At 66.5% G+C, this 26,388-nt stretch carries 26 protein-coding genes, 1 tRNA gene, 1 other RNA gene and 2 pseudogenes; 21 read left to right on the top strand and 9 right to left on the bottom strand.

Features of this window, described 5'->3' with window-relative positions; translation table 11 throughout:
- Window positions 1-55: 55 nt before the first annotated feature.
- Together AOZ06_RS08160 and AOZ06_RS53580 are read right to left on the bottom strand one after the other, a co-directional pair.
- Window positions 56-700 (bottom strand): response regulator transcription factor, encoded by a 645-nt coding sequence (locus AOZ06_RS08160; RefSeq protein ID WP_054288876.1) that lies wholly within the window; start codon window positions 698-700, stop codon window positions 56-58.
- Entirely contained in the window at window positions 688-1,974 is a 1,287-nt protein-coding gene (locus tag AOZ06_RS53580) for a sensor histidine kinase (RefSeq protein ID WP_083471566.1), read from the bottom strand. Before AOZ06_RS53580 ends, AOZ06_RS08160 begins: the two co-directional genes overlap by 13 nt.
- 143 nt (window positions 1,975-2,117) lie before the next feature.
- On the opposite strand from AOZ06_RS53580, the gene ssrA reads away from it, so the two are divergent.
- The 4 genes from ssrA (at window position 2,118) to AOZ06_RS08180 (ending at window position 5,945) form a co-directional block, all read left to right on the top strand.
- Window positions 2,118-2,497, top strand: a transfer-messenger RNA (tmRNA) gene (ssrA, locus tag AOZ06_RS53010).
- A 423-nt stretch (window positions 2,498-2,920) separates the two neighbouring features.
- Window positions 2,921-3,802, top strand: coding sequence for an NADP-dependent oxidoreductase (locus tag AOZ06_RS08170; protein ID WP_218921949.1), 882 nt, complete (start codon window positions 2,921-2,923; stop codon window positions 3,800-3,802).
- 151 nt (window positions 3,803-3,953) lie between these two features.
- Window positions 3,954-5,171: a lipase family protein gene (locus AOZ06_RS08175; protein ID WP_054288877.1), complete on the top strand. Its 1,218-nt coding sequence runs from the start codon at window positions 3,954-3,956 to the stop codon at window positions 5,169-5,171.
- Window positions 5,172-5,486: 315 nt separating this feature from the next.
- Window positions 5,487-5,945: a DUF4188 domain-containing protein gene (locus tag AOZ06_RS08180; protein ID WP_218921950.1), complete on the top strand. Its 459-nt coding sequence runs from the start codon at window positions 5,487-5,489 to the stop codon at window positions 5,943-5,945.
- On the opposite strand, the gene AOZ06_RS08185 is transcribed toward AOZ06_RS08180, so the two are convergent.
- Complete coding sequence (locus AOZ06_RS08185) at window positions 5,905-6,843, bottom strand: MerR family transcriptional regulator (RefSeq protein ID WP_054288879.1); 939 nt, start codon at window positions 6,841-6,843, stop codon at window positions 5,905-5,907. The two genes, AOZ06_RS08180 and AOZ06_RS08185, sit on opposite strands and share 41 nt — an antisense overlap.
- 39 nt (window positions 6,844-6,882) lie before the next feature.
- On the opposite strand from AOZ06_RS08185, the gene AOZ06_RS08190 reads away from it, so the two are divergent.
- The 9 genes from AOZ06_RS08190 to AOZ06_RS08230 all read left to right on the top strand — a co-directional run bounded on the left by AOZ06_RS08190 (window position 6,883) and on the right by AOZ06_RS08230 (window position 12,784).
- Window positions 6,883-7,608 (top strand): maleylpyruvate isomerase family mycothiol-dependent enzyme, encoded by a 726-nt coding sequence (locus AOZ06_RS08190; protein ID WP_054288880.1) that lies wholly within the window; start codon window positions 6,883-6,885, stop codon window positions 7,606-7,608.
- A 9-nt stretch (window positions 7,609-7,617) separates the two neighbouring features.
- Window positions 7,618-7,854 carry a maleylpyruvate isomerase N-terminal domain-containing protein gene (locus AOZ06_RS55995; protein WP_054288881.1) on the top strand — a complete coding sequence of 79 codons (237 nt, stop codon included), beginning with the start codon at window positions 7,618-7,620 and terminating at the stop codon, window positions 7,852-7,854.
- An 8-nt stretch (window positions 7,855-7,862) separates the two neighbouring features.
- Complete coding sequence (locus AOZ06_RS56000) at window positions 7,863-8,072, top strand: hypothetical protein (protein ID WP_169798877.1); 210 nt, start codon at window positions 7,863-7,865, stop codon at window positions 8,070-8,072.
- A gap of 82 nt (window positions 8,073-8,154) precedes the next feature.
- On the top strand, window positions 8,155-9,018 hold the full coding sequence (locus AOZ06_RS08205) for a hypothetical protein (RefSeq protein WP_054288883.1): 864 nt from the start codon (window positions 8,155-8,157) through the stop codon (window positions 9,016-9,018).
- Between the two features lie 15 nt (window positions 9,019-9,033).
- Window positions 9,034-10,818 (top strand): carboxyl transferase domain-containing protein, encoded by a 1,785-nt coding sequence (locus tag AOZ06_RS08210; protein ID WP_083472584.1) that lies wholly within the window; start codon window positions 9,034-9,036, stop codon window positions 10,816-10,818.
- Window positions 10,819-10,847: 29 nt separating this feature from the next.
- Entirely contained in the window at window positions 10,848-11,771 is a 924-nt protein-coding gene (locus AOZ06_RS08215; RefSeq protein ID WP_054288885.1) for an SPFH domain-containing protein, read from the top strand.
- 7 nt (window positions 11,772-11,778) lie between these two features.
- Window positions 11,779-11,979 (top strand): type II toxin-antitoxin system antitoxin, encoded by a 201-nt coding sequence (locus AOZ06_RS08220; protein WP_054288886.1) that lies wholly within the window; start codon window positions 11,779-11,781, stop codon window positions 11,977-11,979.
- Window positions 11,980-12,209: 230 nt separating this feature from the next.
- Window positions 12,210-12,548 (top strand): hypothetical protein, encoded by a 339-nt coding sequence (locus AOZ06_RS08225; RefSeq protein WP_236952131.1) that lies wholly within the window; start codon window positions 12,210-12,212, stop codon window positions 12,546-12,548.
- Window positions 12,549-12,565: 17 nt separating this feature from the next.
- A complete protein-coding gene (locus AOZ06_RS08230) occupies window positions 12,566-12,784 on the top strand; it encodes a hypothetical protein (RefSeq protein WP_054288888.1) in 219 nt (72 codons plus the stop codon).
- On the opposite strand, the gene hrpB is transcribed toward AOZ06_RS08230, so the two are convergent.
- Complete coding sequence (hrpB, locus tag AOZ06_RS08235) at window positions 12,750-15,074, bottom strand: ATP-dependent helicase HrpB (RefSeq protein ID WP_054288889.1); 2,325 nt, start codon at window positions 15,072-15,074, stop codon at window positions 12,750-12,752. The genes AOZ06_RS08230 and hrpB overlap by 35 nt on opposite strands.
- Window positions 15,075-15,155: 81 nt before the next feature.
- Between hrpB and AOZ06_RS08240 the strand changes: the two genes are divergently transcribed.
- Together AOZ06_RS08240 and AOZ06_RS08245 are read left to right on the top strand one after the other, a co-directional pair.
- On the top strand, window positions 15,156-15,659 hold the full coding sequence (locus AOZ06_RS08240; RefSeq protein ID WP_083471567.1) for a MauE/DoxX family redox-associated membrane protein: 504 nt from the start codon (window positions 15,156-15,158) through the stop codon (window positions 15,657-15,659).
- 5 nt (window positions 15,660-15,664) lie between these two features.
- Window positions 15,665-16,468 carry a DsbA family protein gene (locus AOZ06_RS08245; RefSeq protein WP_054288890.1) on the top strand — a complete coding sequence of 268 codons (804 nt, stop codon included), beginning with the start codon at window positions 15,665-15,667 and terminating at the stop codon, window positions 16,466-16,468.
- Here the strand turns inward: AOZ06_RS08245 and AOZ06_RS08250 are convergent.
- Window positions 16,451-17,746 (bottom strand): phenylacetate--CoA ligase family protein, encoded by a 1,296-nt coding sequence (locus AOZ06_RS08250; RefSeq protein ID WP_063809989.1) that lies wholly within the window; start codon window positions 17,744-17,746, stop codon window positions 16,451-16,453. The two genes, AOZ06_RS08245 and AOZ06_RS08250, sit on opposite strands and share 18 nt — an antisense overlap.
- Before the next feature lie 122 nt (window positions 17,747-17,868).
- Between AOZ06_RS08250 and AOZ06_RS08255 the strand changes: the two genes are divergently transcribed.
- From AOZ06_RS08255 to AOZ06_RS59660, 3 genes and pseudogenes are all read left to right on the top strand, one after another.
- Window positions 17,869-17,941: transfer RNA gene (locus AOZ06_RS08255), tRNA-Ala, on the top strand.
- A gap of 463 nt (window positions 17,942-18,404) precedes the next feature.
- Window positions 18,405-19,445 carry a hypothetical protein gene (locus AOZ06_RS08260; protein ID WP_157232908.1) on the top strand — a complete coding sequence of 347 codons (1,041 nt, stop codon included), beginning with the start codon at window positions 18,405-18,407 and terminating at the stop codon, window positions 19,443-19,445.
- Between the two features lie 49 nt (window positions 19,446-19,494).
- Window positions 19,495-19,807, top strand: a pseudogene (locus AOZ06_RS59660) (hypothetical protein); the annotation flags it as partial.
- On the opposite strand, the gene AOZ06_RS61215 reads toward AOZ06_RS59660, so the two are convergent.
- Genes AOZ06_RS61215 through AOZ06_RS08280 form a run of 4 tightly spaced genes read right to left on the bottom strand, consistent with a single transcriptional unit; the run spans window position 19,709 to window position 22,785 of the window.
- A complete protein-coding gene (locus tag AOZ06_RS61215; RefSeq protein ID WP_083471568.1) occupies window positions 19,709-20,422 on the bottom strand; it encodes a TIGR04141 family sporadically distributed protein in 714 nt (237 codons plus the stop codon). The pseudogene AOZ06_RS59660 and the gene AOZ06_RS61215 sit on opposite strands and share 99 nt — an antisense overlap.
- Complete coding sequence (locus AOZ06_RS57660; RefSeq protein ID WP_169798879.1) at window positions 20,346-20,687, bottom strand: hypothetical protein; 342 nt, start codon at window positions 20,685-20,687, stop codon at window positions 20,346-20,348. Before AOZ06_RS57660 ends, AOZ06_RS61215 begins: the two co-directional genes overlap by 77 nt.
- Window positions 20,688-20,695: 8 nt before the next feature.
- On the bottom strand, window positions 20,696-22,561 hold the full coding sequence (locus tag AOZ06_RS08275; protein ID WP_054288895.1) for a hypothetical protein: 1,866 nt from the start codon (window positions 22,559-22,561) through the stop codon (window positions 20,696-20,698).
- The gene (locus tag AOZ06_RS08280) at window positions 22,558-22,785 is read right to left on the bottom strand and encodes a hypothetical protein (RefSeq protein ID WP_218921951.1); all 228 of its coding nucleotides are present in this window, start codon (window positions 22,783-22,785) and stop codon (window positions 22,558-22,560) included. Before AOZ06_RS08280 ends, AOZ06_RS08275 begins: the two co-directional genes overlap by 4 nt.
- Before the next feature lie 561 nt (window positions 22,786-23,346).
- On the opposite strand from AOZ06_RS08280, the gene AOZ06_RS53595 reads away from it, so the two are divergent.
- The 3 genes and pseudogenes from AOZ06_RS53595 to AOZ06_RS59665 form a co-directional block, all read left to right on the top strand.
- On the top strand, window positions 23,347-24,678 hold the full coding sequence (locus tag AOZ06_RS53595) for a Shedu anti-phage system protein SduA domain-containing protein (protein WP_157232909.1): 1,332 nt from the start codon (window positions 23,347-23,349) through the stop codon (window positions 24,676-24,678).
- 291 nt (window positions 24,679-24,969) lie between these two features.
- Window positions 24,970-25,614 (top strand): ATP-binding protein, encoded by a 645-nt coding sequence (locus AOZ06_RS61955; RefSeq protein ID WP_225953168.1) that lies wholly within the window; start codon window positions 24,970-24,972, stop codon window positions 25,612-25,614.
- A gap of 267 nt (window positions 25,615-25,881) precedes the next feature.
- Window positions 25,882-26,292: pseudogene (locus tag AOZ06_RS59665) on the top strand (terminase TerL endonuclease subunit); the annotation flags it as partial.
- Window positions 26,293-26,388 lie beyond the last annotated feature (96 nt).

Here is a 26,388-nt window from a genome sequence, read left to right on the forward strand (position 1 = left end):
TCTGCTCCCAAGCGGGAAAGGGGGTTTTCCCTACCCTGACAGGGGAGTCAACTACCTACCTGCGTTCGAGGTACGCCAGCACGGCGCGCACCCTGCGGTGCTCCTCCTGGCTCGGCTCGAGGCCGAGCTTGGCGAAGATGTTGCCGACGTGCTTCTCCACCGCGCCGTCCGAGACGGTCAGCGACTTCGCGATGGCGGCGTTGGACATGCCCTGTGCCATCAGCCCGAGGACCTCGCGTTCGCGAGGTGTCAGCGCGTCGATCGGATTGCGTCTGCCACGTGCCATGAGCTGCGAGATCACCTCCTGGTCAATGGCCGTACCGCCGCGAGCGACCCGGTTGACCGCGTCGACGAACTCGGCGACGTCGGCCACCCGCTCCTTGAGCAGGTAGCCGACGCCGCCGGCGCCGGACGAGATCAGTTCGACCGCGTAGCGCTCCTCGACGTACTGCGAGAGCACCAGCACCGGCAGGTCAGGCATGCGTTCACGGGCCCGCAACACGGCCCGCAGTCCTTCGTCGGTGAACGTCGGCGGCATCCGGACGTCCACAATGGCCAGATCCGGCCGGTGCTCGTCGAGGACCTCGAGCAGCCGCTCGCCGTCCTCGACGGCGGCGACGGTCTCGATGCCCTCGTCGGCGAGCAGTCGTTCGATTCCGGCGCGCAGCAGAACGGAGTCCTCCGCGATCACCACTCGCACGGCAGGTCCGCCCGGATCACTGTCGGCCCGCCAATGGGGCTCACCACGGTCAGCACGCCGTCAATGGTGGCAGCCCGGTCGGCGAGGCCCGCCAGGCCACCCCCGCGTTGAGTGGCGGCGCCACCGACGCCGTTGTCCGTGATCTCGACGACGACCTTGGCGCCCTCCCGGAACACGCGGACAGCCGCCTGACTCGCGTCGGCGTACTTCGCCACGTTCGTCAACGACTCGGCCACCGTGAAGTACGCCGTGCTCTCGACAGCCGCAGGCGGCCGGTTGCCCGACGACAAACCGTCCTCCACCTGCACATCCACCGGCACAGGCGACTTCGCGGCGAGCGACGACAACGCCGCGTCCAGCCCGCGGTCGCCCAACACGGCGGGGTAGATGCCACGCGCGAGGTCACGCAGCTCCGCGACCGCCTGTTTGGCGTCCGCGTGCGCCTCCTCGATCAACGCCTTGGCCGCCTCCGGATCGCGTTCCATCTTGCTCTTGGCCCGGCCCAGGCCCATCGCGACCGCGACAAGCCGCTGCTGCGCGCCGTCATGCAGGTCACGTTCGATCCGACGCCGCTCAGCCTCCGCGGCATCCACCCCACGAGCCCGGCTCGCCTGCAAGTGAGCGGCCTCGGCGGCGAGCAACATCGCCTTGCTCGGCCCCAGCAGCGCACGCGCCAACCTGCCACGCACCTGCCCGACCCACTTCGTCGTCACCAGGGCAAGGCACAGGAGCAGCACCCCGACCACGGCGGGGATGAGCGTGTCATCGAACGAATTCACCAAGTACGAGGCGCCACGCACGTCCCCGAACAGCATGACCCCGCCGTCGACCCACCGGTACCAGATCGGCAGCGTCGCGAACCCCAGCCCGACCGACCAGAACGCGACCATCCACACGAACGACACGACGGACACCGGCAGCAACAGCACGAGGTAGAGCAGATCCCGCCACGTGGCGGGATCGGTGAACCGCCCCTTGAACACCCCGACCAGCCCCGACGGCACCGGCCGATACGGATCAGGGACGTAGCAGCCGAGCGAGGCGTACACCAGCCGGCGCTCGACCCGGGCATAACCCCTGATCAGCATCATGGTGAGGATCAGAAGCGGAAACCCGACCCACACGACCAGCGTGCCGAACGACGCCGAGAGCAACGCCATCACCAGCGGAAACCAGGCAACAGTCATGACGAAGCTGATGAACAGGTAGACGTTCGCCCCGACAGCACCCGGCTGATGTTGACGCCCATCAACCTGCTCCACCTGAGTGTTCATGGCACAAGCATCCCAAGCCCAGGTCAGCGAGGCGATGGAGCAAGCTGCCATCCCCAGGGTAGGGCCAGCCCCACCCCCGGCGGATAACCGGAATGAACCACCGGCCCGCTCACGTTATGCTTGGCGGGTACACACCACAACCAGGGGGTGAACGGTTTCGACTCTGGACGTTGATTCAAGGGAAGCGTGCAGGTGCAGGCGAGAGACCACCTCAAGCGTCGCCGCAAAAAAATAAGCGCCAAGACTGAAACCAGTCAGGCGAACTACGCTCTTGCTGCCTAAGTAAAAGCGTAGTTTCCTTGTCGGCCCGGGAGTGCCTTCGGCCCGGTCGCCGGCATCATCTAGAAGGCTCACCGCCGCGCTCGGTCGCGGAGCGCGGTAGGGAACCAAACAGCGACTGGGCCCGTCACACCGGACTAGTTCACGAGACCGGTGGGGCCAAGCAGAGACACAGTGAACTGCGCACGGAGAAGCCTTGGTGAGGCGACAGAGGACCCGGGTTCGATTCCCGGCACCTCCACTCGACCTTCGGCCGGCCCCTGCTCGGTTGCCTCGCAACCTTCGCTGGGGCCGGTCTCGTCTTATTTCTGGGGGCCGAGCCCCCCAAGCCCCCCACGGTGCGAGTTCCTTCTGAACCAGCGCTGGGTGCGGTGCGCTTGGACCAACGCGGGGCGCCGGAGGCGCCCCGGTGAGCGATCGGGCGCCGGAGGCGGCCTCGTGGGCGATCGGGCGCCGGAGGACGACCTGTGAGCGTTGTATCTGCCCGTGGGTGGCGCCGGAGGTGCTCCTGGGGTGTTGCCTGTTGTGAGGGCCAGTCTGGTTGTCCGGGTCTTGGTGCCCTTGGGGTCAGAAGCGATCTTGGACACAGGGGGAATGGGGTGGGTGGCGGGTGGAGTTGGGCGGGGGAAAGAGCCTGAGGCTGGGGGAAGACGTGCGTGCAGTTCGAGTGAAGAGCTTCGGTGGGGCGTCGGTGCTGGGCGTCGACGAGGTTGATGAGGCCGTTGCGGGTGCAGGTGAGGTGTTGCTCCGGGTTGTGGGGAGCAGCGTCAACCCGGTGGATGTGAAGACGCGCGACGGGGTGTTCGCGGGGACGGGTGAGCTTCCGGCGACGCTGGGCTGGGATCTTGCCGGGGTGGTCATCGAGCCCGGGGACAGCGGCCTGGAGGTAGGGGCGCGAGTCATCGCCATGTCCCACCAACTGGCGACCGGGCGCGGAACGTGGGCAGACGTGGTGGCGCTGCCGCACAGTGCGATTGCCCCTGCGCCGCGATCGATCAGCCTGGTTGAAGCAGGCACGTTGCCGCTGGTGGGGTTGACGGCGCTGCAGACCTTGGAATGGCTGGCGGTCGCGGAGGGTGAGCGGTTGCTCATCACTGGGGCAGCGGGTGCCGTGGGCGGCGTGGCATTGCAGATCGCTCATGCGAAAGGCGTGAAGGTGGACGCTCTGGTCTCCAGTGCGGCGCACATTGAATTCGCCAGGAACAACGGCGCGGAGCTGGTCACCACTGACCGGGCTGAGCTCAAGGCGTACGACGCGGTATTCGACACCTTCGGAGCATTTGTCACGGACGCGGTTGTCGACGAAGGACGGTATGCCTCGATCGCCACTCAGGCCGGGCCAGTTCCGGACCTGTCCGCCCGCAACGTCCGGACCACGGTCAACCAGGTTCATGAAAGCGGTACTGACCTGCGGAAACTGGTGAGTTACGTGGATCGGGGCGCCGTGCGGCCGAGGATTGACTCGAGTTACGGGGTGCAGGACGTCCAGGCCGCGCACCGGCGATTCGAGCAGGGCGGGCTGGCCGGCAAGGTGGCCATCACCTTGTGACAACGGCGCCACCTGAATATGTGTGCCGATGATATTTTTTCGGTTCGGCATTGACTTCGTGTGATGCCGTGGCAACGATGAGTCCGCGAATCCTGGTGTCGGGACCGGATTTCGTTGTCGACCGGAATTCTACTCATCGGGGAGCTTGCTCATGCGCATTTTCTTCCGGTTCCTGGTTTCGTCGTTGCCTGCCGTGCTGCTCTCGGCCGTCACCGTCGGTGTTGCTCCGGCGAGTGCCGACCCGGGTTTCTACGATCCGCCGTCGCCGCTTCCCGGCGGCGGCAACGGTGACGTCATCAAGACGTTGCCGTCCACCTACGCCAATGCCAAGTCGGTGCGGGTCATGTACCTGAGCCGGGACGCCGGCAACAAGGCGATCGCGGTGACCGGCACTGTTCTCGTGCCCACCAAGGTCTGGGGTGGGGCCGGGGATCGGCCGATCGTTGCCTACGCGCCGTTCACCGCAGGCTTGGGTGACCAGTGTGCGCCGTCGAAGACCATGGCCGGGGAGGGCGGCGACATCGTCTCCGGTTTTCAGAACTCCTTTGTGAATGCCTTGCTGAGCAAGGGATTCGCGGTCGCGCAGACCGACTACCAGGGGCTGGGCACGCCCGGCGAGCACACGTACGTGGTGCGTGCGGCCGAAGCGCACGCCGTGCTGGATGTGGTGCGAGCCGCTCAGCGGCTGCCGGGCACCGGACTCTCGCCCAAGGCTCCGGTGGGCATCGCCGGGTATTCCGAGGGCGGCGGTGCTTCTGCCTCCGCGGTGGAACTGGCGCCGCAGTACGCCCCCGAGCTCGACATCAAGGGCGCCTATGTCGGCGCTGCCCCCGCTGACAAGGCGGTCCTGGCCAAGTCGCTCGACGGCGGGATGTACGTCGGTTTCCTCGGGTACGCGCTCATCGGGCTGAACGAGGCCTACCCCGAGGCCAAGATCCTGGACCTGGCCAACGACGCCGGCAAACAGCTGTTCCAGGAGGCACGCGGTACCTGCACGATGGATGCCGTCCTGAAGTACATGTTCCGCAACACCACCCAGCTGACGAAGGACGGCAGGCCGGTCGCCGCCTACCTCGCCGAGGCGCCGTTCGACGCGATCGTCGCGGCCAACCGGATCGGCGACCTCAAACCGTCCGCGCCCGTGCTCGTCGAGCACGCGCAGGGCGACGACGTCATCCCGTACGCGATCGGCAAGCAACTGGGCAAGGACTGGTGCGGCAAGGGGGCGAATGTCAAGTTCGCTGACCTGTTCTCGAGTCCCGTGTTCGCCCACGTGCTCGGTATGACCGCGGCTCAGGGCAACGCCGCGAACTGGTTGGGCGACCGGTTCGCGGGCAAGCCCGCCACGGGGAACTGCGGTCAGTTCTGACGCGCGGGTCTTCCCGGTTCGCGGCGAACGCGCGGGCCGGGTTCCCGACGAAGATCGCGGTCGCGACGTCGGGGCCCAGTTCGCGCTCGATCCGCGGGTGCAGGCCGCTGAGCAGGAACGGCATGCCCGGGCCGTCGGCGTTCGGCCTCGCGTTCGGTGTCACCGTGTCGGCGCCGAGCATGATCCGGTCCACGTGCCCGCTGCCTATGAGGGCCGCGATGCTGTCCAGCAGCCGCGTTGGAGATGTGTCCAGAGCAGGACTGCCGCGCGGTGACAGTACTTGACTTGGATAGCGGATAGCGCCACTATTGGATAGTGAAGCTATCCAGAATGACGCACAAGCACGACGGCGAACTCGTGGTCTTCCTGATCGGGATGACGGTCAACAAGCCGTGGCGGCCGGACCTCTGGCTGCCGACGGCGCGGTCCATGGTGCCGATGATCAAAGAACTCATGCGGGAGCCCGACCTCGGCCTGCTCGGCTACGAGCAGAGCATCAGCACCCGCGGCCCGGTCCTGATCCAGTACTGGAGCTCGCTGGAGAAGCTCTACTCGTACGCGTCCGACCGCACCGCCGAACACCGCCCCGCGTGGGCGAGGTTCAACCGGCGTGCGGCCAAAGCCGATGGCGCGGTCGGGATCTGGCACGAGACGTTCCTGGTCGACCGGGCCGAGTCGGTCTACTACGCGGCTCCGGAGATGGGCCTGGCCAAGGCGACCGAGTGGGTCCCGGTCACGCGGAACTCGGCGCGCGAACGGATCGCCGTGAGCTGACCGAGGTCGTGAGGGCGTCGACGAGCCACGTGTGGGTTTCGCCGATCGTCGCCGGTTCCCCGGTCAACGTCCCGACCAGCCGCCAGTAGCGGCGCATCGGGGTGCTGGCGTCGATGGCGGACGTCCGCGCCAGATCACGCCGGAAGCCCGGCGTGTCACGGACACCGCGAACTCGTGCGTGCGCGGCGACGAAGTGGTCGAGCGCGTCACCGGACGCGGGCTCGTGCCCGGCGAGGACGAGCGGCCTGGCCATGGCGCACGCCTCGCTCACGCCGGTGTGCAGCCGAGTCTCGTCCGAAACCTGGTCGAGATTGTGCAGGGTGCGCCGCAGCATCCGCGTGCGCAGTGACGAATCACCAAGCAGTACAACCATTTCCGCGTACATGACCACTTGCTCCGGGCTCGGCACCGGTGGCAGGTCGGGAACGCTCACCGACAGGAACATGTCCACGAAGGACTCCGGCATCGGGCCGAGGAAGATCCGCTGCCAGAAGTCGATCAGGCAGCCCCTGGCGGCCGTGCGGTCGTTGACCGCGGCGAGCAGGTCCAGCCGCGCCGCCCGATCCGCGGGTGACGCCTGCTCGATCGCGTGCAGACAGGCGCGCCGCCATGCCAGCGCGGCCAGTTCCACGTCGAGCGCCTGGCGTTCGGCCGTGACCGCGTCGGCCACTGACTCCGTGCCGGACAGCACCGTCCTGATCGACGGCAGGCCGAGCCCGAGGCCACGCAGCCTGCGGACCAGCCGCAACCGCTCGACCTCCGCCTGCGCGAACCGCCGGTGCCCGCCCGTGCTGCGCACCGCGTCCACAATGCCTTCGTCGCAGTAGAACCGGATGGTCCGGACAGGCACCCCGGTTGCCCGCGACAGATCACCGATGCCGAGTGTGGCTTGTGTCACGTTGAACCTCCACCCCAGTGCGCTTTCTACGGTACGGCCATGCACACCGACTGGCTACGAGCCCAAACCGCCGCCTTCGCCGACATCGCGGTGACGCTGTCGGAATCCCAGCAGGTCGTGACCTGTCCGGAGTGGTCTGTGCGGACGCTCGTCGCGCACATCGGCCACGCGCACCGGCAGGCCGCGAACATCGTCAGGACCGGCGAGCCCGAGCAGTTCCGTGATCCGCGAACCGCCGAACTGCCGCGTGACTGGGCGCCGTGGCTGCGCGACGGCGCCGACGAACTCGCCGATGCCGTGACCGCAGCGCGTGACAACCAGGTGTGGGCCTACGTCGGCGAGCGTCCCGCGTTCTTCTGGCTGCGCCGGATGCTGCACGACACGACCGTCCACGCGGCCGACGCCGCCATCACGGCAGGCCTCGTCCCGCACGTCCCGGCAGACATCGCCACCGACGCGATCGACGAAGCACTGGAGTTGATCTCGTTGCCGGGCGCCGAAGCGCTCAAACCGGACTTCGTCAACCTGCGGGGCACCGGGCAGACCCTGGCGCTGCGATCCGGCGAAGGCGACACGTGGCTGATCACCCGCACCCCACAAGGACCGGTCGCCGGGCGCGCGGCGACCGGGGAAGCCGACGTGACGGTGACGGCCAGCGCCCAGGATCTGCTGCTGCTCTGCTACGGCAGGGCCGGCGTGGCCGACGTCGTGGTCGACGGCGACCGGGACCTGCTGACGCACTGGCTGGCGAACACTTCTCTCTAGGCCGGGTCCATGCACATCGAGCGGTTGCGGCAGCAGACCGGCGCGTTCGCGGACACCGTCACGGATCTGGACCCCGGCGCGCGGGTTGCGACGTGTCCGGAGTGGTCGGTGCTGGACCTCGTCGCGCACGTCGGCCACATCCAGCGCCGGGCCGCGGCGATCGTCCGAACCGGTGAAGCCGTCCCGTTCGGGCAACCCGCCGAGCCGCCTGCCGGGTGGGCGGCCTGGTCGCGTGCGGGCCGATGAGCCGGCCGATGTCAGCGGAGGGTGACGACTGGCTGATCACCCGGACGCCGGACGGGCCAACGTGGGAGCGCTCAGTCACCGGTGAGGCGAACGTGACGGTGTCGGGGACTGTCCAAGACCTGTTGTTGCTTTTCTACCGCCGCACGGGTGTGGACAGCGTCACGGTTGCCGGAGAACGGGAACTGCTCACCCATTGGCTGGCCCACACCGCACTCTGACCGAGGGATTTCGTGCAGCCGTAAGGGTTTCACCTGCTGGGCCGCATTGACAGGGAATTTCACCGCCGCTTACGTTCGCTGCGTGGTGACACCGGAACTGCTGGCTGCGGGGCCGTTTCACGAGGCCCTGCGGGCGGCGATCAGCGCGAGCGGACTGGCGCTCGACCGGATTCGCTACCGGTTGCGGCTACGCGACGTGTCCATCAGCGTGCCTACGCTGAGCAACTGGCAGTCCGGCAGGCGCAGGCCGGAACGCCCGGAGTCGCTGCGGGCACTCGCCGAACTCGAGGCCGTGCTCGACCTGCCCCCGCAGGCCCTGCGGTCGTTGCTCGGGCCGCCCCGGCCGCGGGGCCGCGCCGCGCATCCCAAGGGGCCCGAGGCGATGCTCCAGGCGTGGGGCAAGCCGATCGAGCACCTGCTCGCGGGCATCGACACCTCGTCGGACGGCAGGCTGACCCGGCTCAGCCAGCACGACCGGATCGAAGTGGACGCGGGCGGCCGTCTCGTCGAAGTGGCCAACCGGCAGGTGCTGCGCGCCAGCCACGACGGCGCCGACCGCTGGATCCTGGTGTGGGACACCGACGGCGCGGCGCGGATGCCGGAGATCGTCGCCGGCCAGCACTGCAGGCTGCGCACGCTCAACACCGACGCCGACATCGGGATGATGGTGGCCGAGCTGGTGTTCGACGCCCCGCTGGCGCGCGGTGACACGATCATCATGGAGTACCAGGTGGTCGGCGCGGCCCAGCCGGACCGGTTCGTGCGCAGGCTGCACCGCACGACGAGGGACTACGTACTGGAGGCCCGGTTCGACCCGGCGGCGGTCCCGGCCCGCTGCGCGCGGATCTCGTCGCCGTCATGGGACCTGTCCGCGGGGCACGCCGGGTCGGTGCACCTGATCGAGTTCAACGCCGTGGGCACCATTGGGGTCCGCTGGCAGATGTGATGTTTGATCGGCACCATGGATACCGTCATCGCGCCGATGCGGGGCACGGTCGTGCTCATCTCGGTGGGCCAGGGCGATCAGGTGGCCGAGGGCCAGCAGCTGGTCGTGCTCGAATCGATGAAGATGGAGCACGTCGTGGCGGCGCCCGCGGCCGGTCGCGTCGGCGAGATCGCCGTGACCGTGGGCGAGACCGTGCGGCGCGATCAAGTGCTCCTCACAGTCGAGCCGGGCGTGGTGACGGAGGCAGCGCAGCAGCCTGAGCAGGGCACGGGTGACGGGATCCGGCGCGACCTCGCGGAGGTCCTCGCCAGACGCGCGGCCGGGTTGGACGCCAACCGGCCGGAAGCGGTCGAGCGCAGGCACCGCGACGGCAGGCGGACCGCGCGCGAGAACGTCGACGATCTCTGTGATCCCGGCACCTTCGTCGAGTACGGCGCCCTGGCTGTCGCCGCGCAACGGCAGCGCAGGTCCATGGCGGAGCTCGTCGCGAAGACCCCGGCGGACGGCATGGTGGCGGGCGTCGCGGAGATCAACGGCAGGGAAAGCGTTGTCGTGGCGTACGACGCGACCGTGCTCGCGGGCACGCAGGGCTACTACAACCACGCCAAGAAGGACCGGATGTTCGAGCTCGCGGCGCGCCGCGAACTGCCGGTGGTGTTGTTCGCGGAAGGCGGCGGTGGACGACCGGGCGACACCGACGTCCAGTCCGTGGCCCTACTGGACGCGCCGGCGTTTTCGTTGTTCGCGAGGCTTTCCGGGCGCGTTCCTCTCGTCGGAGTGGCCGCTGGCCGTTGTTTCGCAGGCAACGCGGCTCTGCTCGGGTGTTGTGACGTGATCATCGCGACGGCCGGTGCGACGATCGGCATGGGCGGTCCGGCCATGATCGAGGGTGGTGGTCTCGGCGTGGTGGCTCCCGAGGACGTCGGGCCGATGTCGGTCCAGGTCCCCAACGGTGTCGTGGACATCCCCGTGGCCGACGAGGCGGAAGCCGTCCGCGTCGCCAAGCAGTACCTGTCGTACTTCGGTGGCGCGGCGGACGAGTGGTCCATTGTGGATCAGGACCGGCTGCGCGCCGCCGTGCCCGCGAACAGGGTGCGCGCCTACGACGTCCGCGAGGTGATCGACCTGATCGCCGACGCCGGCTCGGTGCTGGAGCTCAGGGCGGGGTTCGGCCAGGGGATCCACACGGCCCTGGTGCGCGTCGAAGGCAGGCCGATGGGGCTGATCGCCAACAACCCCGGTCACCTCGGCGGAGCGATCGACCGCGACGCCGCCGACAAGGCCGCGCGGTTCATGCAACTGTGCGACAGCCACGGCCTGCCGATCGTGTCGTTGTGTGACACACCGGGGTTCATGGTCGGGCCCGAGTCGGAGAAGACGGCGACCGTCCGGCACTTCAGCCGGTTGTTCGTCATCGGCGCGAATCTGACCGTGCCGGTCTGCGCCGTCGTGCTGCGCAAGGCGTACGGGCTCGGCGCGATGGCGATGTTCGGCGGCGGTTCGAAGATCCCGTGCGCGACCGTCGCGTGGCCGACGGCCGAGTTCGGTGCGATGGGGCTGGAGGGCGCGGTCAAGCTCGGCTTCCGGCGCGAGCTCGAGGCGATCGCGGATCCGGTGCGGCGCAACGAGACCCTCGAGCAGATGGTCGCGCTGGCCTACGAGCGCGGCAAGGCGCTCAACGCCGCGTCGATGTTCGAGGTCGACGACGTGATCGACCCGGCCGCCACCCGCGGGTGGATCGCTGCCGCGCTGCCCAAGCGGGTCGCGCGGGGCACGCGACCGAACGTGGACACGTGGTAAAACTGATATCAGTTTGCTAGGCTGCCGATATGAACGATATCGCAGTCGACATGCCCACACCCCGGGTGCGGGAGCGCAACGCGGTGGAGCGGGGTGGCCTGCCGATCGCCGGGATCTCCTTCGTCGCGGGGATCGCAGCGGCCGGCCTGCTGCTGTGGGGCGTGCTGCAGGCGGCAGGCGGGACCACGTCGCTCGGCGTCACCGTGATCGTGGTGGCGGCCCTGGTGCTCCTCGCGGCGGTGGTGTTCGCCGCCGGGCTGACGATCGTCGCACCGGGCGAGGCCAGGGTGCTGCAGTTCCTCGGCCGGTACGTCGGCACCGTGCGGACTTCCGGGCTGCGCTGGGTCAACCCGTTCACCACGCGCGTCAAGGTCTCCACGCGGATCCGCAACCACGAGACCGCCGTGATGAAGGTCAACGAGCTGGACGGCAACCCGATCGAGATCGCGGCCGTCGTCGTCTGGCAGGTGCAGGACACCGCGCGGGCGATGTTCGAGGTCGACGACTTCGTCCAGTTCGTCAGCATCCAGACCGAGACCGCGATCAGGCACATCGCCAACAGCTACCCGTACGACTCGCACGGCGCGGAAGCGCTTTCCCTGCGGGACAACGCCGACGAGATCACCGAGAAGCTCTCGGCCGAGATCAGCGCCCGGGTCGAACCGGCCGGTGTGCGGGTGATCGAATCCAGGCTGACGCACCTGGCGTACGCTCCGGAGATCGCGCAGGCGATGCTCCGCCGTCAGCAGGCGGGCGCGGTCGTCGCCGCCCGGCAACTGGTGGTCGAAGGTGCGGTCGGGATGGTCGAGCTGGCGCTGGACCGGCTGGCCCAGAACGATGTCGTCGAGCTCGACGAGGAACGGAAGGCCGCCATGGTCAGCAACCTGATGGTGGTGCTATGCGGTGATCGCGATGCCCAACCTGTCGTGAACGCCGGCTCGCTCTACCAATGAGGTTGTTGTGGCGGAACGCAAAAGCGTCCTGTTGCGACTGGATCCCGCGGTGCACGACGCATTGGCCCGGTGGGCGAACGACGAGCTGCGCAGCACCAACGCGCAGATCGAGTTCCTGCTGCGCCGGGCCCTGTCGGAGGCGGGCCGGATGCCCGGTGACGCGGCACGGCAGCGCCGGCAGGGCAGGCCCCGCAAGGACGAAAAGTGAGCTTTGCTACTTTGCGCAACACGGCAAGCGCGCGGCTTGGGCCGGACGGGCAGGAATCTGACTTTCCGTAACCTGCCCGTAATTGGTATACCAGCTCGCCGATACCTCTCAATACCGTACGTGACCAGCGAGTTTCCTCCTTTTGCGAAGTGAATCCGGCTCCCGGTTCTGCCAAAGTTGGTACTGGGAGGTGGTGCGCTGTGTCACCGACATCCAATGACCGTGCGGACGTGCGCGCACTGTTGCAACCAGGTGAAGAGATCAGCTACTTGTTTCCGGCCTCGATGGTCGGCGGACCGTACAGCTCGGCACACTTCCTCGTCGCCGTCACCGATTCCTCGATCACCGTGCTGGACACCGGGCTGGGTGGCCGCACGAGGCCGAACGCGGTGTGGCGCAGGTATCCGAGGCACACCAAGCTCGGCCCGGTCGACCTGACCGTGATCCCGGAGTTCCAGCTCGGCGGCCGGGTGTACGAGGTGGACGAGGAGTACGTCGCGGAGATCAACGCCGCGGACGCGGAGTGGTCGGCGGATGCCATGCCCCCGGATCCGCTGCCGCACCTGTAGTGCGTAGATTTGTCGCCGTGGAGGAAGAGTCTGAGCTCGACGACCTGATGGGCGCCGAGGACAGGGTGGCCGGGGCGCGAAAGGCGCAAATGCCCAAAGCGCGCGCGTTCTGGCACGCGGCCACGCGTGGCCGCTACTGGCCCGCGACGGTCGTCGTCGCGCTGGTGGTCGTCGGCTTGCTGATCTACTTCGCGGTCGGCCTCATCGCGGGTTTCTTCGCCGGGATCGTGGAGTAGCCGCCAGCGGGTCGGACGGCCAGTCGTGTTTCGGGTACCGCCCGCGCAGCTCGGCGCGGACCTGCGGGTAACCGTTCACCCAGAACGACTCCAGATCATCGGTGACCGCCGCGGGGCGGCCCGCGGGCGACAGCAGGTGCAGCAGCACGGTGACCTTCCCGTCCGCGATCGCGGGCGCCTGTCGCCAGCCGAACACCTCCTGCAGGCGCACGGCCAGCACCGGGCGCTGGCCCGTGTAGTCCACTGAGATCTTCGAACCGGACGGCACTTCGACGCGTTCCGGCACGAGTTCGTCCAGCCGTGCCGCGGCCGGCCACGGCAGCAACGCGCGCAGCGGGTTGATCTTGCGGAGGTCGCCGCGGCTCCGCGCACCTGTGACGTCCACAGTGGACAGGATATCCTCCTCGGCGACGGACGGCCACGGGTCGCCGAGCACCCGGTGCAGCAACGCCATCCTGGCGTGCAGCCGCGGCTCCCAGTCGAGGACCGGCAGGCCCTCCGCGCGCACGCCGTCGCGCAGCGCCGCCTCGACGGCCGCCGGGTCCGGGTCGGCCAACGGCTTCTCCGACAGGGTGATCGCGCCGATCCTGCGCACCCGCCGCGCGACCACGTCGCCGTCCCAGCGCACTTCGTCCACATCGGACACACCGACGATCTCGGCTGCCAGTTCGGCGTCCGCGGCCACGGCCAGCCGGACGCGGCCGTGCTTCTCGCCCGGCCTGCGGTCGGCCACCGCGATCGCGAGCCACTCCCGGTGGTCCAGCCCGGTCCCCGGCGGCAGCTCGACCGCCGTGCCGCCCGTCATCAGGTAGACGCGCGAATCCGCCGACCTCTTGCGGGCCAGCCGTTCCGGGTACGCCAGCGCGACGACCCTCGCGGGATCGCCCGGCTCATCCGAATGCGGCGCCAGCGCGGCGAGACGCTGGGACTCACGGCGCCAGCGCGGCGAACCGCGCACCTTGCGCAGCGCTGCCTCGATGTCGGCGTCGTCGGCGAGCGTGTCGTCGTCCAGCAGAGCGACCACGTCCGCGGCTTGCCTGCCACCGTCGATCAACGCCCTGGCCAGCCGCGGATGCAGGCCGACGTCGGCCATCGCGCGACCTCGATCCGTTGGCGTGCCGTCGTTGTCCAACGCGTGCAGGTCGCGCAGGACCGACTGGCCCGCTCTGAGCGCGCCCTCCGGCGGCGCGTCCCACCAGCGCAACGCCGACCCGTCCGGTGTTCCCCAGCACGCCAGCTCCAGCGCCAGCCGGGTCAGGTCGGCGATCTTGATCTCCGGTTCGGGGTAGCGCGGCAGCGTCGCGTGCTCGTGCTCCGGCCAGCACCGGTAGACGCGACCCGGCCCCTCGCGTCCCGCACGACCCGCCCGCTGGTCGGCCACCGCCGCTGACGTGCGGACCGTGGCCAGGCCGGGCAGCCCACGGCGGTGATCGACCCTCGGCACCCTGGACTGACCGGAATCGACGACGGCCCGCACACCGGGCACCGTGAGACTCGACTCCGCGACAGCCGTCGCCAGGACGACTCGCCTGCGGTCCGACGGCTTCAGAGCGGCGTCCTGCTCCTGCGTCGCCAGACGGCCGTGCAGCGTGACCACGTCCACGCCGTCCAGCAGCTGCCGCACCCGGTTGATCTCGGCGGCGCCAGGGAGGAACACGAGAACATCGCCGTCCGTTTCGGACAGTGCGCGGCGGGTCGCACGGGCGACGCAGGCTTCGAGCCGCTCGCCCCTCGCCGGTGGGAGATGCGTCGTCTCCGTCGGGAACGTCCGGGCGTCGACCGTCAGCACGGGCGCGTCGCCGAGCAGTTCGGCCAGCCGCTGCGCGGCCACGGTCGCGCTCGTGGCCAGCAGTTTCAGATCCGGCCGCAGCGCCATGGCGTCGGTGACCAGCGCCAGCAGCAGGTCCGCGTCGAGGTGGCGTTCGTGGCACTCGTCGAGCATCACGACATCCACGCCGGACAGCTCCGGGTCGTGCTGGATCCGCCGGACCAGCAGACCGGACGTGACCACCTCGATCCGGGTGTCCTTCGACGTCCTGCGGTCACCGCGGACGGCGTACCCGACCGTGCGGCCGACGGGCTCGCCCAGCAGCGACGCCATCCTGGCCGCCGCCGCGCGAGCGGCCAGCCTGCGTGGCTCGGCCACCACGATCCGGCCGTCGAGCGCCAACGGGACCACAGTGGTCTTGCCCGTACCCGGTGGGGCCACCAGGATCGCGGTGCCGTTGCCGGTCAGCGCGCGGGCCAGGTCCGGGAGGATCGCCCGGATCGGCAGATCAGGAAGGTTCATCTGGTCAGGTCATTCCGGGAACTCGTGCACGGGTGTTCGTTGCTCAGCCAATGCTCAGTTTGCCCGGGTATCGTCCCCCAGGTGGTTCGACCGTCACCTCGCGTGCTCGACGGGATCGGCACAGCGGCGCGGCTCGGGCTGGCGGCTGTGTGGTTCGTGTCCGGTTCGATCAAGGCAGCCGACCTGAATCAGGCCTACATCGCGGTGCAGGCGTACGACCTGCTGCCGCAGGGCGTGGTCAGCGTCGTGGCAGCCGCCGTGCCGTTCGTCGAGATCGCACTGGGCCTGCTCCTGCTGCTCGGACTCGGCACACGGCTGGTCGCGGTGCTGTCGGCGATCGTGATGCTCGGCTTCGTCGTCGCCATCTCGCAGGCTTGGGCCCGCGGGCTGACGATCGACTGCGGCTGCTTCGGCGGCGGCGGGCAGGTGGCCGCGAGCGAGACGGCGTATCCACAGGAGATCGCACGGGACATCGGGTTCCTGGCACTGATGGGCTGGCTGATCGTCCGCCCGCGCACGTGGCTGTCCATGGACGGCTGGCTGACCAGGCGCCCGGCTGTCGTGGAAGCAGTGGGAGAGGACTGAAGGACGTGGGAGGAGCCCAGCGCAACGCGCGCAAGCACAAACAGGAGCTCGCCGCGCAACGCGCGGTGGCAGCCGCGCGCAAGGCCAAGAGCGACCGCAACAAGATCATCATCACCGTCGCGGTGGTCGTGGTGATCGCCGCGGCCGTGCTGACCGGTGTGCTGATCACCGGCAACCAGAAGAACAAGACCGAGGGCATGCAGATCCCGGTCAACAACGCCTCCGGGCAGGTGCAGGTCAAACGCGACGGCGCGACCGTGCTGGTCGGCAAGGACAGCGCGAAGGTGACCCTCGACGTCTACGAGGACTTCCTCTGCCCCGCGTGCGGTCAGTTCGAAGGCGCGTACGCCACGCAGATCGAGAAGAAGGTCGAAGAGGGCTCGCTGCGTGTCCGCTACCACATGTTGACGCTGCTCAACGACAAGTCCGACCCGCCGGGGTACTCGCTGGACTCCGCGAACGCCGCGCTGCTCGCCGCCGACGAGGGCAAGTTCCCCGCGTTCCACTCGAGCCTGTTCAAGTCCCAGCCCGAGGAAGGCGCGCGCGGCTACGACAAGGAGCAGCTGATCAAGCTGGGCCAGGACGTGGGCATCACGTCACCCGCGTTCGCCGACGGTGTCCGTGCCGGCAAGTACAACCAGATCGTCGAGGACGCCTACCAGCAGGTCTCCAAGGACCCGAAGCTCCAGCAGGACTTCGGCCAGGGCAGGCGCGGCTTCGGCACACCGACCCTGGCCGCCGACGGCCGGATCGTGGACACCAACGACCCGGAATGGCTCAACAAGCTGGCGTCACAACAGGCCGGCTAGCGGCGGTTCACCCTGGTTCCAGCGAGCCAGGCGGCGTGCCTTGCCCACTTCGGTGCGCGGCACGCTGCCTGGCTCGAGTGCCGTCACCACACACGAGATGCCCAGCCGTTCGCGCAGCGCGACAACCAGGTCACGTTCGAGCGCCGCCGTGTCCACGCTGTCGGTGAACGGCTCCACCGCGACCCGCAGCTCGCTGCGCTTCGGGTCCCGCCGATCCTCGACGACGAGGTAGTGCGGACTGACCCGGTCATCGGCGAGCAGCACGGCCTCGACCTCGGTGGGGAACACGTTCACACCGCGGATGATGAGCATGTCGTCCGTGCGGCCCTTGAGTTTGCTCATCCGCCTGAGCGTCCGCGGGCTGCCGGGCACAGGGTCGGCGAGCGCGGCGACGTCACCCGTGCGGTAACGGATGAGCGGCATCCCGGTCTTGGTGAGCGTGGTGAACACGAGCTCGCCCGGCGTCCCGTCCGGGACAGGATCGCCCTGCGCGTCAACGGCTTCGACGAAGAAATGGTCCTCGGCGACGTTGAGCATGCCCGCGGAGTCGAGCGACTCGCACGCGACACCAGGCCCGATGATCTCCGACAGCCCGTAGATGTCCAGCGCGCGGATGTTGAGGAGAGCCTCGATCTGCGCCCGCATCTCCTCAGTCCACGGCTCGGCGCCGAAGACACCGGCCCTGAGCGACGTGGGCTCGCCCTTGAGGGCCTCGCCGAGATGAATCGCGTACGACGGCGTACAGGTCAGGATGTCAGGCCGGAGATCCTGGATGAGCCGGATCTGCCGATCGGTCATACCCCCGGAAACCGGGACAACCGTGGCGCCGAGATGTATCCCGCCGTGATGAACACCGAGGCCACCGGTGAAAAGACCGTAGCCGTACCCGTTGTGGATGACGCTCTGCCGTGTGGCACCCGCCCCACCGAGCGCCCGCGCCATCACACTCGCCCACACCTCGATGTCGGAAGCCGTGTACGGGATGAGCGTGGGACGACCGCCAGTACCCGAACTCCCGTGCACACAGACGATGTCACCGGAAGCCTGCAACCCGAACGGGTAGTTGTCCCAGATGTCGGCCTTGCTGACGGTCGGCAACCCCGGAAGATCACCGAGGGTGACATCCGTCCCACTCTCGACCCCGGCCGCTCGCAGCCGCTCTGCCTGCACGTTCCCGGTGGCGAGCACCCGGTCGACCACCTGCCCCAACCGCCGCTGCTGCACCAGCCTCCGGCGCTCGGGAGCGATCCCTTCGGCATCCGCGTCAACCAGGGGCACAACCACATCATCTCCGCTGATCACAGCAACGGTCTAGCACCCCGGCGACCCGAACGCGACCCCCGGTTTTCGCGAGTCAGCGCGGGTCATGTACGGTATCCAAGCACTCGAAAGAGAGCGGCGGGGCTGTAGCGCAGTTGGTAGCGCACCACACTGGCAGTGTGGGGGTCAGGGGTTCGAATCCCCTCAGCTCCACATTCTTTCAAAGCCCATTTGATCAAGGTGTTTCACCAGGTCAAGTGGGCTTTTTTGCGATCTTGTTTGACTGTCGCATATGGACTGTTGAGTGGGTGGTGTGCACCGAACTGGAGGAAGTCTGGAGAATGGCCGTTCGGGATGGCCATATGTTCTGGAGTGATCGCTACGCCCTGTGTCATCCGTCTGGGTGATTGTTGACGGAATCTTTCGTATGGCCTGTGACCTGGGTCTTTGTCGCCCGGTGGGTTTGGGTTCCGGCAGGCCGGTTGCTCGTGTGTGCGGCGATGCTGACAGGGGTTGGGGCGTTCCATTTGTGGTCGTGGTCGGCCCTGCCCCTTCGGGGCCAAGTGGGCGCCGAACGCACACCGAACACTCCGATGGTCGATCTGTCCTTCGAGGTCGCCGTAACGCTCCCGATCAACGGCACGACAGACAGCACACCCTCAAGGAGGTGGGCCTCATGGTCACCGCGTCGTCGACGGCTGATACCGAACATGCGCTCAGCGAGGTGGCCTACTACCACGAGGCGTATTGGCCTGGAGGCAGTGGCGACTGGTTCAAGAGCTTGCTGTTGTTTTTCGACGGCATCGCATTGCTCGTGCCGGACTACATGTGGGACCGGCCGTTGTTCAGCGATCCCAACCTGGCTCAGCCCTTGGTGGATCAAGGCCTGTTGCACCGGTTAAGTCCGGAGACGCTCGTTGACGAGGACACGGCGGTTGCGCTGACCGACCTGCTCGACAAGCTCATCAACAGCGGCGCGTTCGACGACCTGGACCGAGGCACCGCCTTTGCTGAGCTGTCGCATTCTCGGCTTGGCGGCTACGCCGCGGCCGGGCTGACCGAGATCGTCTTGGAGCAACTGCGTGAGCGCGGGCTCGCCCGGCACAGCGAAGACGGCGTGTCCGTGCCGTTGCATCCAGCCGTCAGGGCGTTCGTACTCGTAGTGCTTCCGCAGCTTCTCCGGGCCCCGGCCGAAGCGGCTGGCTATGCCCTTCAACCGGTCAGCTTCAGAAACCGGTGGCTTCAGGCTCTGCTCGACACGTTGGATACCCCGGCGCTTCCAACCGCCGGCCACGTTGTCGCTCTTGATCTGGAACAGGTCACCCTCGACCTCTCGACGATCTCCCTGGACGAGGTTCTCGACTTCCGGCGACAGCACGGAGCAGAACACCGCACGTACGCCCGCGCACTCCGCCACTTCGTCCGGGACTTGGCATCGCTTGACCCGAAGGAGCAGGAGCAGGCGTTCGCCGACCGCCGGGAAGCTCTGGCCGATACCGCCGACGAGCTTCGACGGCTTGCCCGCAAGGCTTGGCGACGTCCTCTGGCGACATTCGGCCTCGGCATCGCAGGTAGTGCCGTATCTCTCGCGGCCGGCAATCCCATCCCAGCCGCGCTCACGGCCGCAGGTGCGCTTCTGGGATTCCGACGTCAGGCTGACCCTGCGAGCGCATACACCTATCTGTTCCGCGCCCAGGAACGTTTGAATCGCCGATAGACCGACGTATGTGACGCGGATCGGGACACTCGCCAGCCTGATACGCGGCTTCGCCACCCTGCTGACACCAGCCGCAGGTAACAACATGAAGCTCACCGAGTGGATCGCACATGCCCGCGCCGCTGATCTGCCACATCTACACAGCCTGAACAACGGAATCGAGATCGACAAGTCCGCAGTGGACAGTGCCGTCACCCCTGCCCTACCACAACGGCCGCACCGAAGGCGTCAACACCCGCACCAAGATGCTTACGCCCTGTGGGTCACGCCGCTCGCTTGTTCGCCGACTTCTTCCGCTTCGGCGTGAACGGGATGTCAGCGAACTGCAGGTCGACGCCGAGGCAAAGGAGATCGTTTCGTAGCTTCAACAAGCCGATCATAGACAGGGTGAACAGTTCGTCGACGTGCCACTTCCGCCCGGCAGCAGCAAGGACGAACGTTTTCGGACGTTCGGTGATGCGGCGCCCGCTGTCGAGCGCCCGGACCTTGTCGTCGAGCTGCCGCCGTGCTTCGGGCTTGAGTCGTTGAGACCAGGCAGACACGCGGGCTTGCGTGATCAGGTGGCTCAGCGCCGTGGCGCTCGCCAGCCACTTGATGTGCACCTGCTCGTCCTGTGGGCCGACAACATCAGCCAACTCAAACTTAAGCTTGTGTTTACAGGTCGCAGTTTGCGCGCGGCTCGTTTCGTGTTTCGTGGTGGGTCGGCAGATGTGTTGTGTTATTGACGCCGCGCCGTGACATTTGAAATTCGATCTTAGTCGGCCAGGGACCTGCGCGTTGATGTCGACTATGGGCAGTTGATCAAGAATTGCTCCGTCGCAATTACTCGCCCTGGAGCGTCGACGCTCTGAACTCGCCGAATGCTGACGTGGTGCTGGGCGATTGGCTTGTTTTTGGCTGTTATGGCCGTCCGAGGCTAGCGCGTGCGCGCAACGCATTGCGTGTTGCCGCGCAGAGGTCTGCTGCAGCGACTGCATAGTGTTCGCTTGACTGCGTCGATCCGGCCGAACGCCACAGGCCAGCGAACAGGTCGTTGATCCGATCGTGTCGGGCGGTGGCGTCGATGTACTGGGGTGTCTGTGAGTGGATGACTTGGCCGAGTTGGTGGCATGCGTTCGTGACAGAGTCCGAGCTGATGTAGCGCAGGACGTCGATTAGGCGGTCGTATTGTGCGCGTATTGCGGTGAACCAGCCGATGGCGAGAGCCACCGCAACGCCAGTGATGCTGACGACGACTGCCATGCTGTGCCTCATCTCGGGTGCACTGCGGCTACGATATCCCGGCCCGGATGGCGCAGGCCCAGCCCAGGTGCCGGATCGAGCGGGCTAACAAACTCACCTTCAGCAATCGCATCATAGGCTGCTAGCACTAGCCGCCTCGTGCGGAACTCGCCGTATTGTCGCTCCTCGTTCTTACGCAGCACGAAGAACGAGTCGATGACATGCTCGGCGTCGCTTCTATCAAGCCCGTAGAGCTGCAGATAGGCGGCGTCCAACTCGGCCCGCAGTTGTGCGCGTCGCTCTTCGTTCCACTGAAATGGGGGGCCATCGTCACCGAGGTCACGGGCGTATGGCTGCATGTCCCACGCCGTGTACGAGAGCTCAAGCACTCGCATACTTATCCATTCACCCAGAGATTGATCCGGTTGCCAGGGTGTCCGTGCGTCGTATGCCGCTGGCTCAAGCACGGGTAGTTGCTTGACCACGTGAAAGTTCAGGTGGACTCCGATGTGCTTCTGCCGTGCAGAGTAATCAAGGACTAATGAAGATAGGTTCGCTTGAAGACATGCCGGGTGGTCCGCTTGAGCGAATACGAGACGAAACTTGTCACCTACAGCGGACTTTGGGATGACTGTAGCGATCATTGTCCGTTCGTCGGTACCCCTGGTGACGTCGCGCCAACCAAGCATCCAGCCTTTCGTCCATTTCCCCTCCAGCTTACTATCAACGTCACGTTTGAACACCCAATAACGCGGCAATGAGACAATATTCGGATCGCAATGATCTTCAAGGGTCAAACGCGGCGGCGGGTTGTTGTTGATCTGAGTCTGCGCCATTCCAGCGTGGGTGGTGAAGCGATGGTCGAAGTGGCGAGTCATCTTCGCGTCGTATAGGGGGAGCATGACGGAGTCTTCGCGCACGAAAGAGTTTCCAGTCAAAGTCCAACCTTCGCTGCGAAGTGACTTTTCGTCATAAAAGACGTTCGCGTCAAATGTCGTATTGAACAACCCGCTGCTGAAATGAACGTTCCAGGGATTGCCGTCGGGTGTGTCATCATTGCAGAAGGTCTTTATGTGATTATGGATGCTGATCGTAATTTCGGCGTCTCGTCGAGTTGAACCTGGCCGTGGCTGCGTGGCTGCGACCGACGCCGAACCGGATGGGCCGGTGATTCCCAGAGTGCGAAGCTGTGCCGGTCCGAGTCCGAATTCCTCGTCGGCCAGGTCGTCGGCCAAACGCTTGGGCAGCCGAGGGCGTGCCCCTACGCGACCCTGCTGCAGCCATTCGTGCCAAGTGAACAACCAGTCCAGCGCGCCGGGATCGGTGAACAGGGCGATCCTGCGCAACAGTCCACTGAGGATCGCACGCTCCTGTACGGTCAGTGACGGGCCGGCCGTGGCGCGAAAATGCAGCCCACCAGTGACCGCCGAGACGTGCGGATCATCCCCGACGCCAGCGCGCAGCGGGTTCCACGCACAGAGCAGTTTGACCACTCCGGCCGCCGCACCTGCCGTCTGAACGTGGACGAGGTTGCTGCCGATCGAACGGATGGTAATCTCGTCCGCCGAGGGATGACCACCCCCGGCCAGTGCCGTGCCAAATGCCTGCACACTCCCAATTGGGACCTCCAGGCTCGTACTGTCATGCGAAGGGCTGACCGACTCGATGAGCAGAGGCAACTGGCGCCGGGAATCACCAGGCCACTGTGCCCTCGCGCCCTGCACCAGACGGTGCAGGACCGCAGACTCTACCAACTGCTGGGCACGGGTCTGCGCGTCCACAAGCCACCGCTGTCCATCGGCGGCCGCTGGCATCTTGCCCAGAGCGTGTTGATACGCCTCCCCGGTGAAGTGGGTGCGGCGGCGTGCGGTGTTCTTGCGATTGTTCCTGCTCATCGATTGTGCCCGCCGTACACTGCGGTGATCACGTCACGGCTCCAGGTATGAAGCCCTCGCAACAGTCGCAAGGCCAGGTCGCCATGGGTTGCTGGGCGCCAGAGCGCCATTGCCCAGACCGGGATGGCGCACAACGCCATGATCATGATCGGCAGGAAGGCGATCGCCACTACCAGCGAGCGCACCGCAATACCGGACAAGGCCGGAAAGCCAACAGAGGGCACAGTCATCTCCCGTCCCGCAACCCGGCCTGCGGCAATCGAGATCAGCTGCTGCCACTCACGTCATCAAACCTACAGGTGCGGGAGTTGTGAACCCCTTCAGCCGCCCTGTTGGGAACCATGTCCGGGAGTTCCACGACGGTAAGGCCTCGCACTGGCCGACACCGAGACTATCGGACCTGTCAAACCGCAGGCCTCAGCACCAGAAACAGCCCTCGGTCAGTCCTGGGGCGTGGTGCAACGAGCGCGGTCATCGGTGATCCGGAATGTCGCTCAAGCGGTGAGTGCGGCGGGCGTGGTTTCCTCCTGTTCGGCGCGGCGCCGGTGCTGGTTGTGCGCGAGCAGGGCGGCAGTGTCCCAGACGGTGCAAGGCATCATGGGGTTCCGGTTGGGTTCGATCGTCCAAACCTCGGCGCAGCGGATCACGACTCCGGCAGGATGGTTGGCTGTCGGTACGTGTCGTGAAGGTCGGAGGGACTGTTGTTGTTGCACCCAGCGGAAGACGCCATCCGGAGCTTCTGGGAAGCTCACGGGGATCGGCTGAGCACGCGTGGGGTTGGCGGAGTGCGGATCGGCCGGAGCACGCAAGCTATCGTCGATGCTATCGTCGAGGAACTGGTGCTTTGCGGTTTGGACCGAGCGTCGATCCGTCGCGACCAGCCACTACCTCTCCCCGGTTCTTACCATGAGAGTCACAGGCCGTGGGATCTTGTTGTCATTGACGAGGGGGTGCCCGTCGCCGCAGTCGAAGTCACGATCAATACCGGGTCGTTCACCAACAACCTGCGAAACAGAATGGATGACATCCTCGCCCAAACCACCAACGTTTCGCGGGGTTACGATCAACAATCGGTGCAAGCACTCAAACCTGCACTCGGACAGGTGTTCCTGCTCGAAGAATGCGCCGCGACGACTACGCCGCCACGTCAACGACCTAACCCACTTGACGCGTCCGAATCGGCTGGCCCGCCGAAGTCACACGAAGGCCGACTGCTGGACTTCCTTCAACGCCTCGTTCGCGATGGGATGTACGATGCCATCTGCTACCTGGTTTCTCACGCCCCGCCGACTGTAACCGTTCGCGAACCTGACCCAGGGATGGGCTTCGCCACGTTCGCGCAGACGCTGGTCGACCGGATCACTAAGGTGCGTGAGGCTAGGCGGCAGCGCAACCTTAGCGCGGCCGAGTTGGGCCGCTTGCTCGCCGAGCGCAACGTCAGCCCGACTGAGCTGGGTCGCACAATTGCCGGGCTCGCCGACGTGGGCGGTGTGGTCTCGGGCATCACCTCGACCGATGAGGGACGCTTGGCGGTGGATGTCGACGTCATCCGCCGACGCCGCGAGGCAGTCGCGGAACTGCGCGAGCTCGTGCTGAACCCAGCGACCACCGAAGCCGAGATCCAGAAGATGATCGGCCGTAGGTACTGGATATTTGGTGGTCACTACACGGGCGTACTCGATCGCCGCAACGCCGTCCCGCTCGACCAACACGACATCCCACTCGTCTGCGCCGATCGCAGTATCCACATCGTCGAGCTCAAACGACCAGGCCATCAGCTCGTCAAGCCGCACCGTAACCACTTGATCGTCTCCAACGAAGTTCACGAGGCAGTAGGGCAATGCATGAACTACATCCGCGCGCTCGACGAGCTGGGCGCAGGTCTTGAGACTCTTCACCGCAACGAACTCGGCGTGGTCTACGACTACCGTCGTGTGAAAGGCACGGTGGTCATCGGGCATCCGGAGCTATGTGCGACAGACTCAGTGGCCGGTGAACAGATCGAGCAGACGATCCGTTCCTACAACGCACACCTGAGTCGCGTGCAGGTCCTCACGTACGCGGAGCTGGTCGACAGCGCCGAACGAGCGCTGCAGTTCGAGGCCGAGGAGCACTGAATCGCGTGCTGACCTACGGCGAAGCTCACGAGTAGCCACCGCCCAACCCGACACAGCGCACGAAGGCGATCGATCACACTCAAGCCGGGCATCACTCAGCGGTGCGAACTCACGCAGATCCTCTGAATGGGGCACGACTTGCTCGGACCGAGGCAACAAGCGGTTCAGCATTGTGAGCCGAATCATGCGGACAGTCGGACGACGCTCGGCCGGTTCGGCCCGCCGCGGTGTACGCGGCACGCCGGTCACTGGTCAGGCGCCCAGAGACGTGCCTCCAGCATAATTAGGGACATGGCATGGAAGCCGATCCGCGCTGGACGAGACCACATTCAACAGTACGGCAAGCAACCGGCCGTTGACGCTGTGGCGGAGCTCATTTGGAACTCCTTGGATGCCGAGGCCGATCAGGTTGACGTCCAGATGGAAACAGCATCGATCGGCGTAGCCGATAGCACGCTTACCTACGTGACTCGAATCGTTGTTTCCGACAACGGCCATGGCATTACGCCCGATCTAGCCGAGACTGCATTTCTGTCCCTGGGCGACTCATGGAAGAAGACCCTCAACGGGCGCACTGTCAACAACAAGCGCGCCTTGCACGGAAACATGGGACGCGGCAGGTTCTTCGTCTATGCGCTCGGTTCCCGCGTTACCTGGTCGAGCTTTTCATTGGTCGATGGCAAGCCCACAGTGGTGGAGATCCGGGGCCAAGGAAATCTGTGTCCACACCAAAGACCAGCGGGCACGGCGCCCGTTCCTGCTCGCAGAGTGGCAGCGCGAGAACATCGTCCGGCCGCTGTTCGGCGAGGTCCGCTGGGACGACGAGGCCGAGTGCTACGTCCGCCGCTTCCGCATCGGCTGGATCGAACTGGCCCGCAAGAACGGCAAGTCCGAGATCCTCGCGTTCGTCGCGCTCTACATGCTGTGCGGCGATAGGCGTCGAGTCCGCGGAGATCTACGGCTGTGCCCGGGACACAGAGCAGGCCCGGTTGGTGTTCAACGTCGCGGCGCGCATGGTCAAGCTCTCCAAGGTGCTCGCGCGCCGGTTGCGGGTGATCGAGCACGCCGCGCGGATCGCGGACTTCCTCGCCCTGTCCGCGCTGCGGGAAGAAGCCCTGGAGGCCCAACGACCCGTCGAAGGAAAACAGTTTCCGCCAGTACCGGCTCAACCAGTGGGTCTCGCAGTTCACACGGTGGATGCCGATGCACCTCTACTACGCGTGCACCGGCATCACCGCCGACACCGGAGCGGCCTGGCTGCGAGACCAGGTGGCGCATCGACCAGCCTGGGATGGGCTCGACCTCGCGTCCAAACTCGACCTGACCGCCTGGTGCCTGATTGTCCCGGACGGCATCGACGGACCCGGTCACGTGTCTGCATTGTGGCGTTTCTGGTTGCCCGAAGCTGGGCTGGCGTTCCTGGACGAACGCACTGATCGCCAGTTCTCCCGGTGGGCCGAGCAGAGCTGGGATACCGTCACGGACGGCGAGGTCCTCGACTACGAAGTAATCGAGGATGACATTGTCGCCGACACCGGCCTACTACGGGTTGCGGACATCTCCTACGACGAGTGGTCCGGCGAACCCGTCCGGCAACGCCTCGAACGCCGAACCGGGGTTCCGATGTACCCGGTCGCGCAGACCTACAAAGGCATGACCCACGGTATGACCGAAGCCATGGCTCACCCGATCCCGCACCTGGTCACACCA

It is taken from the genome of Kibdelosporangium phytohabitans, assembly GCF_001302585.1.
Classification (GTDB): Bacteria; Actinomycetota; Actinomycetes; order Mycobacteriales; family Pseudonocardiaceae; genus Kibdelosporangium; species Kibdelosporangium phytohabitans.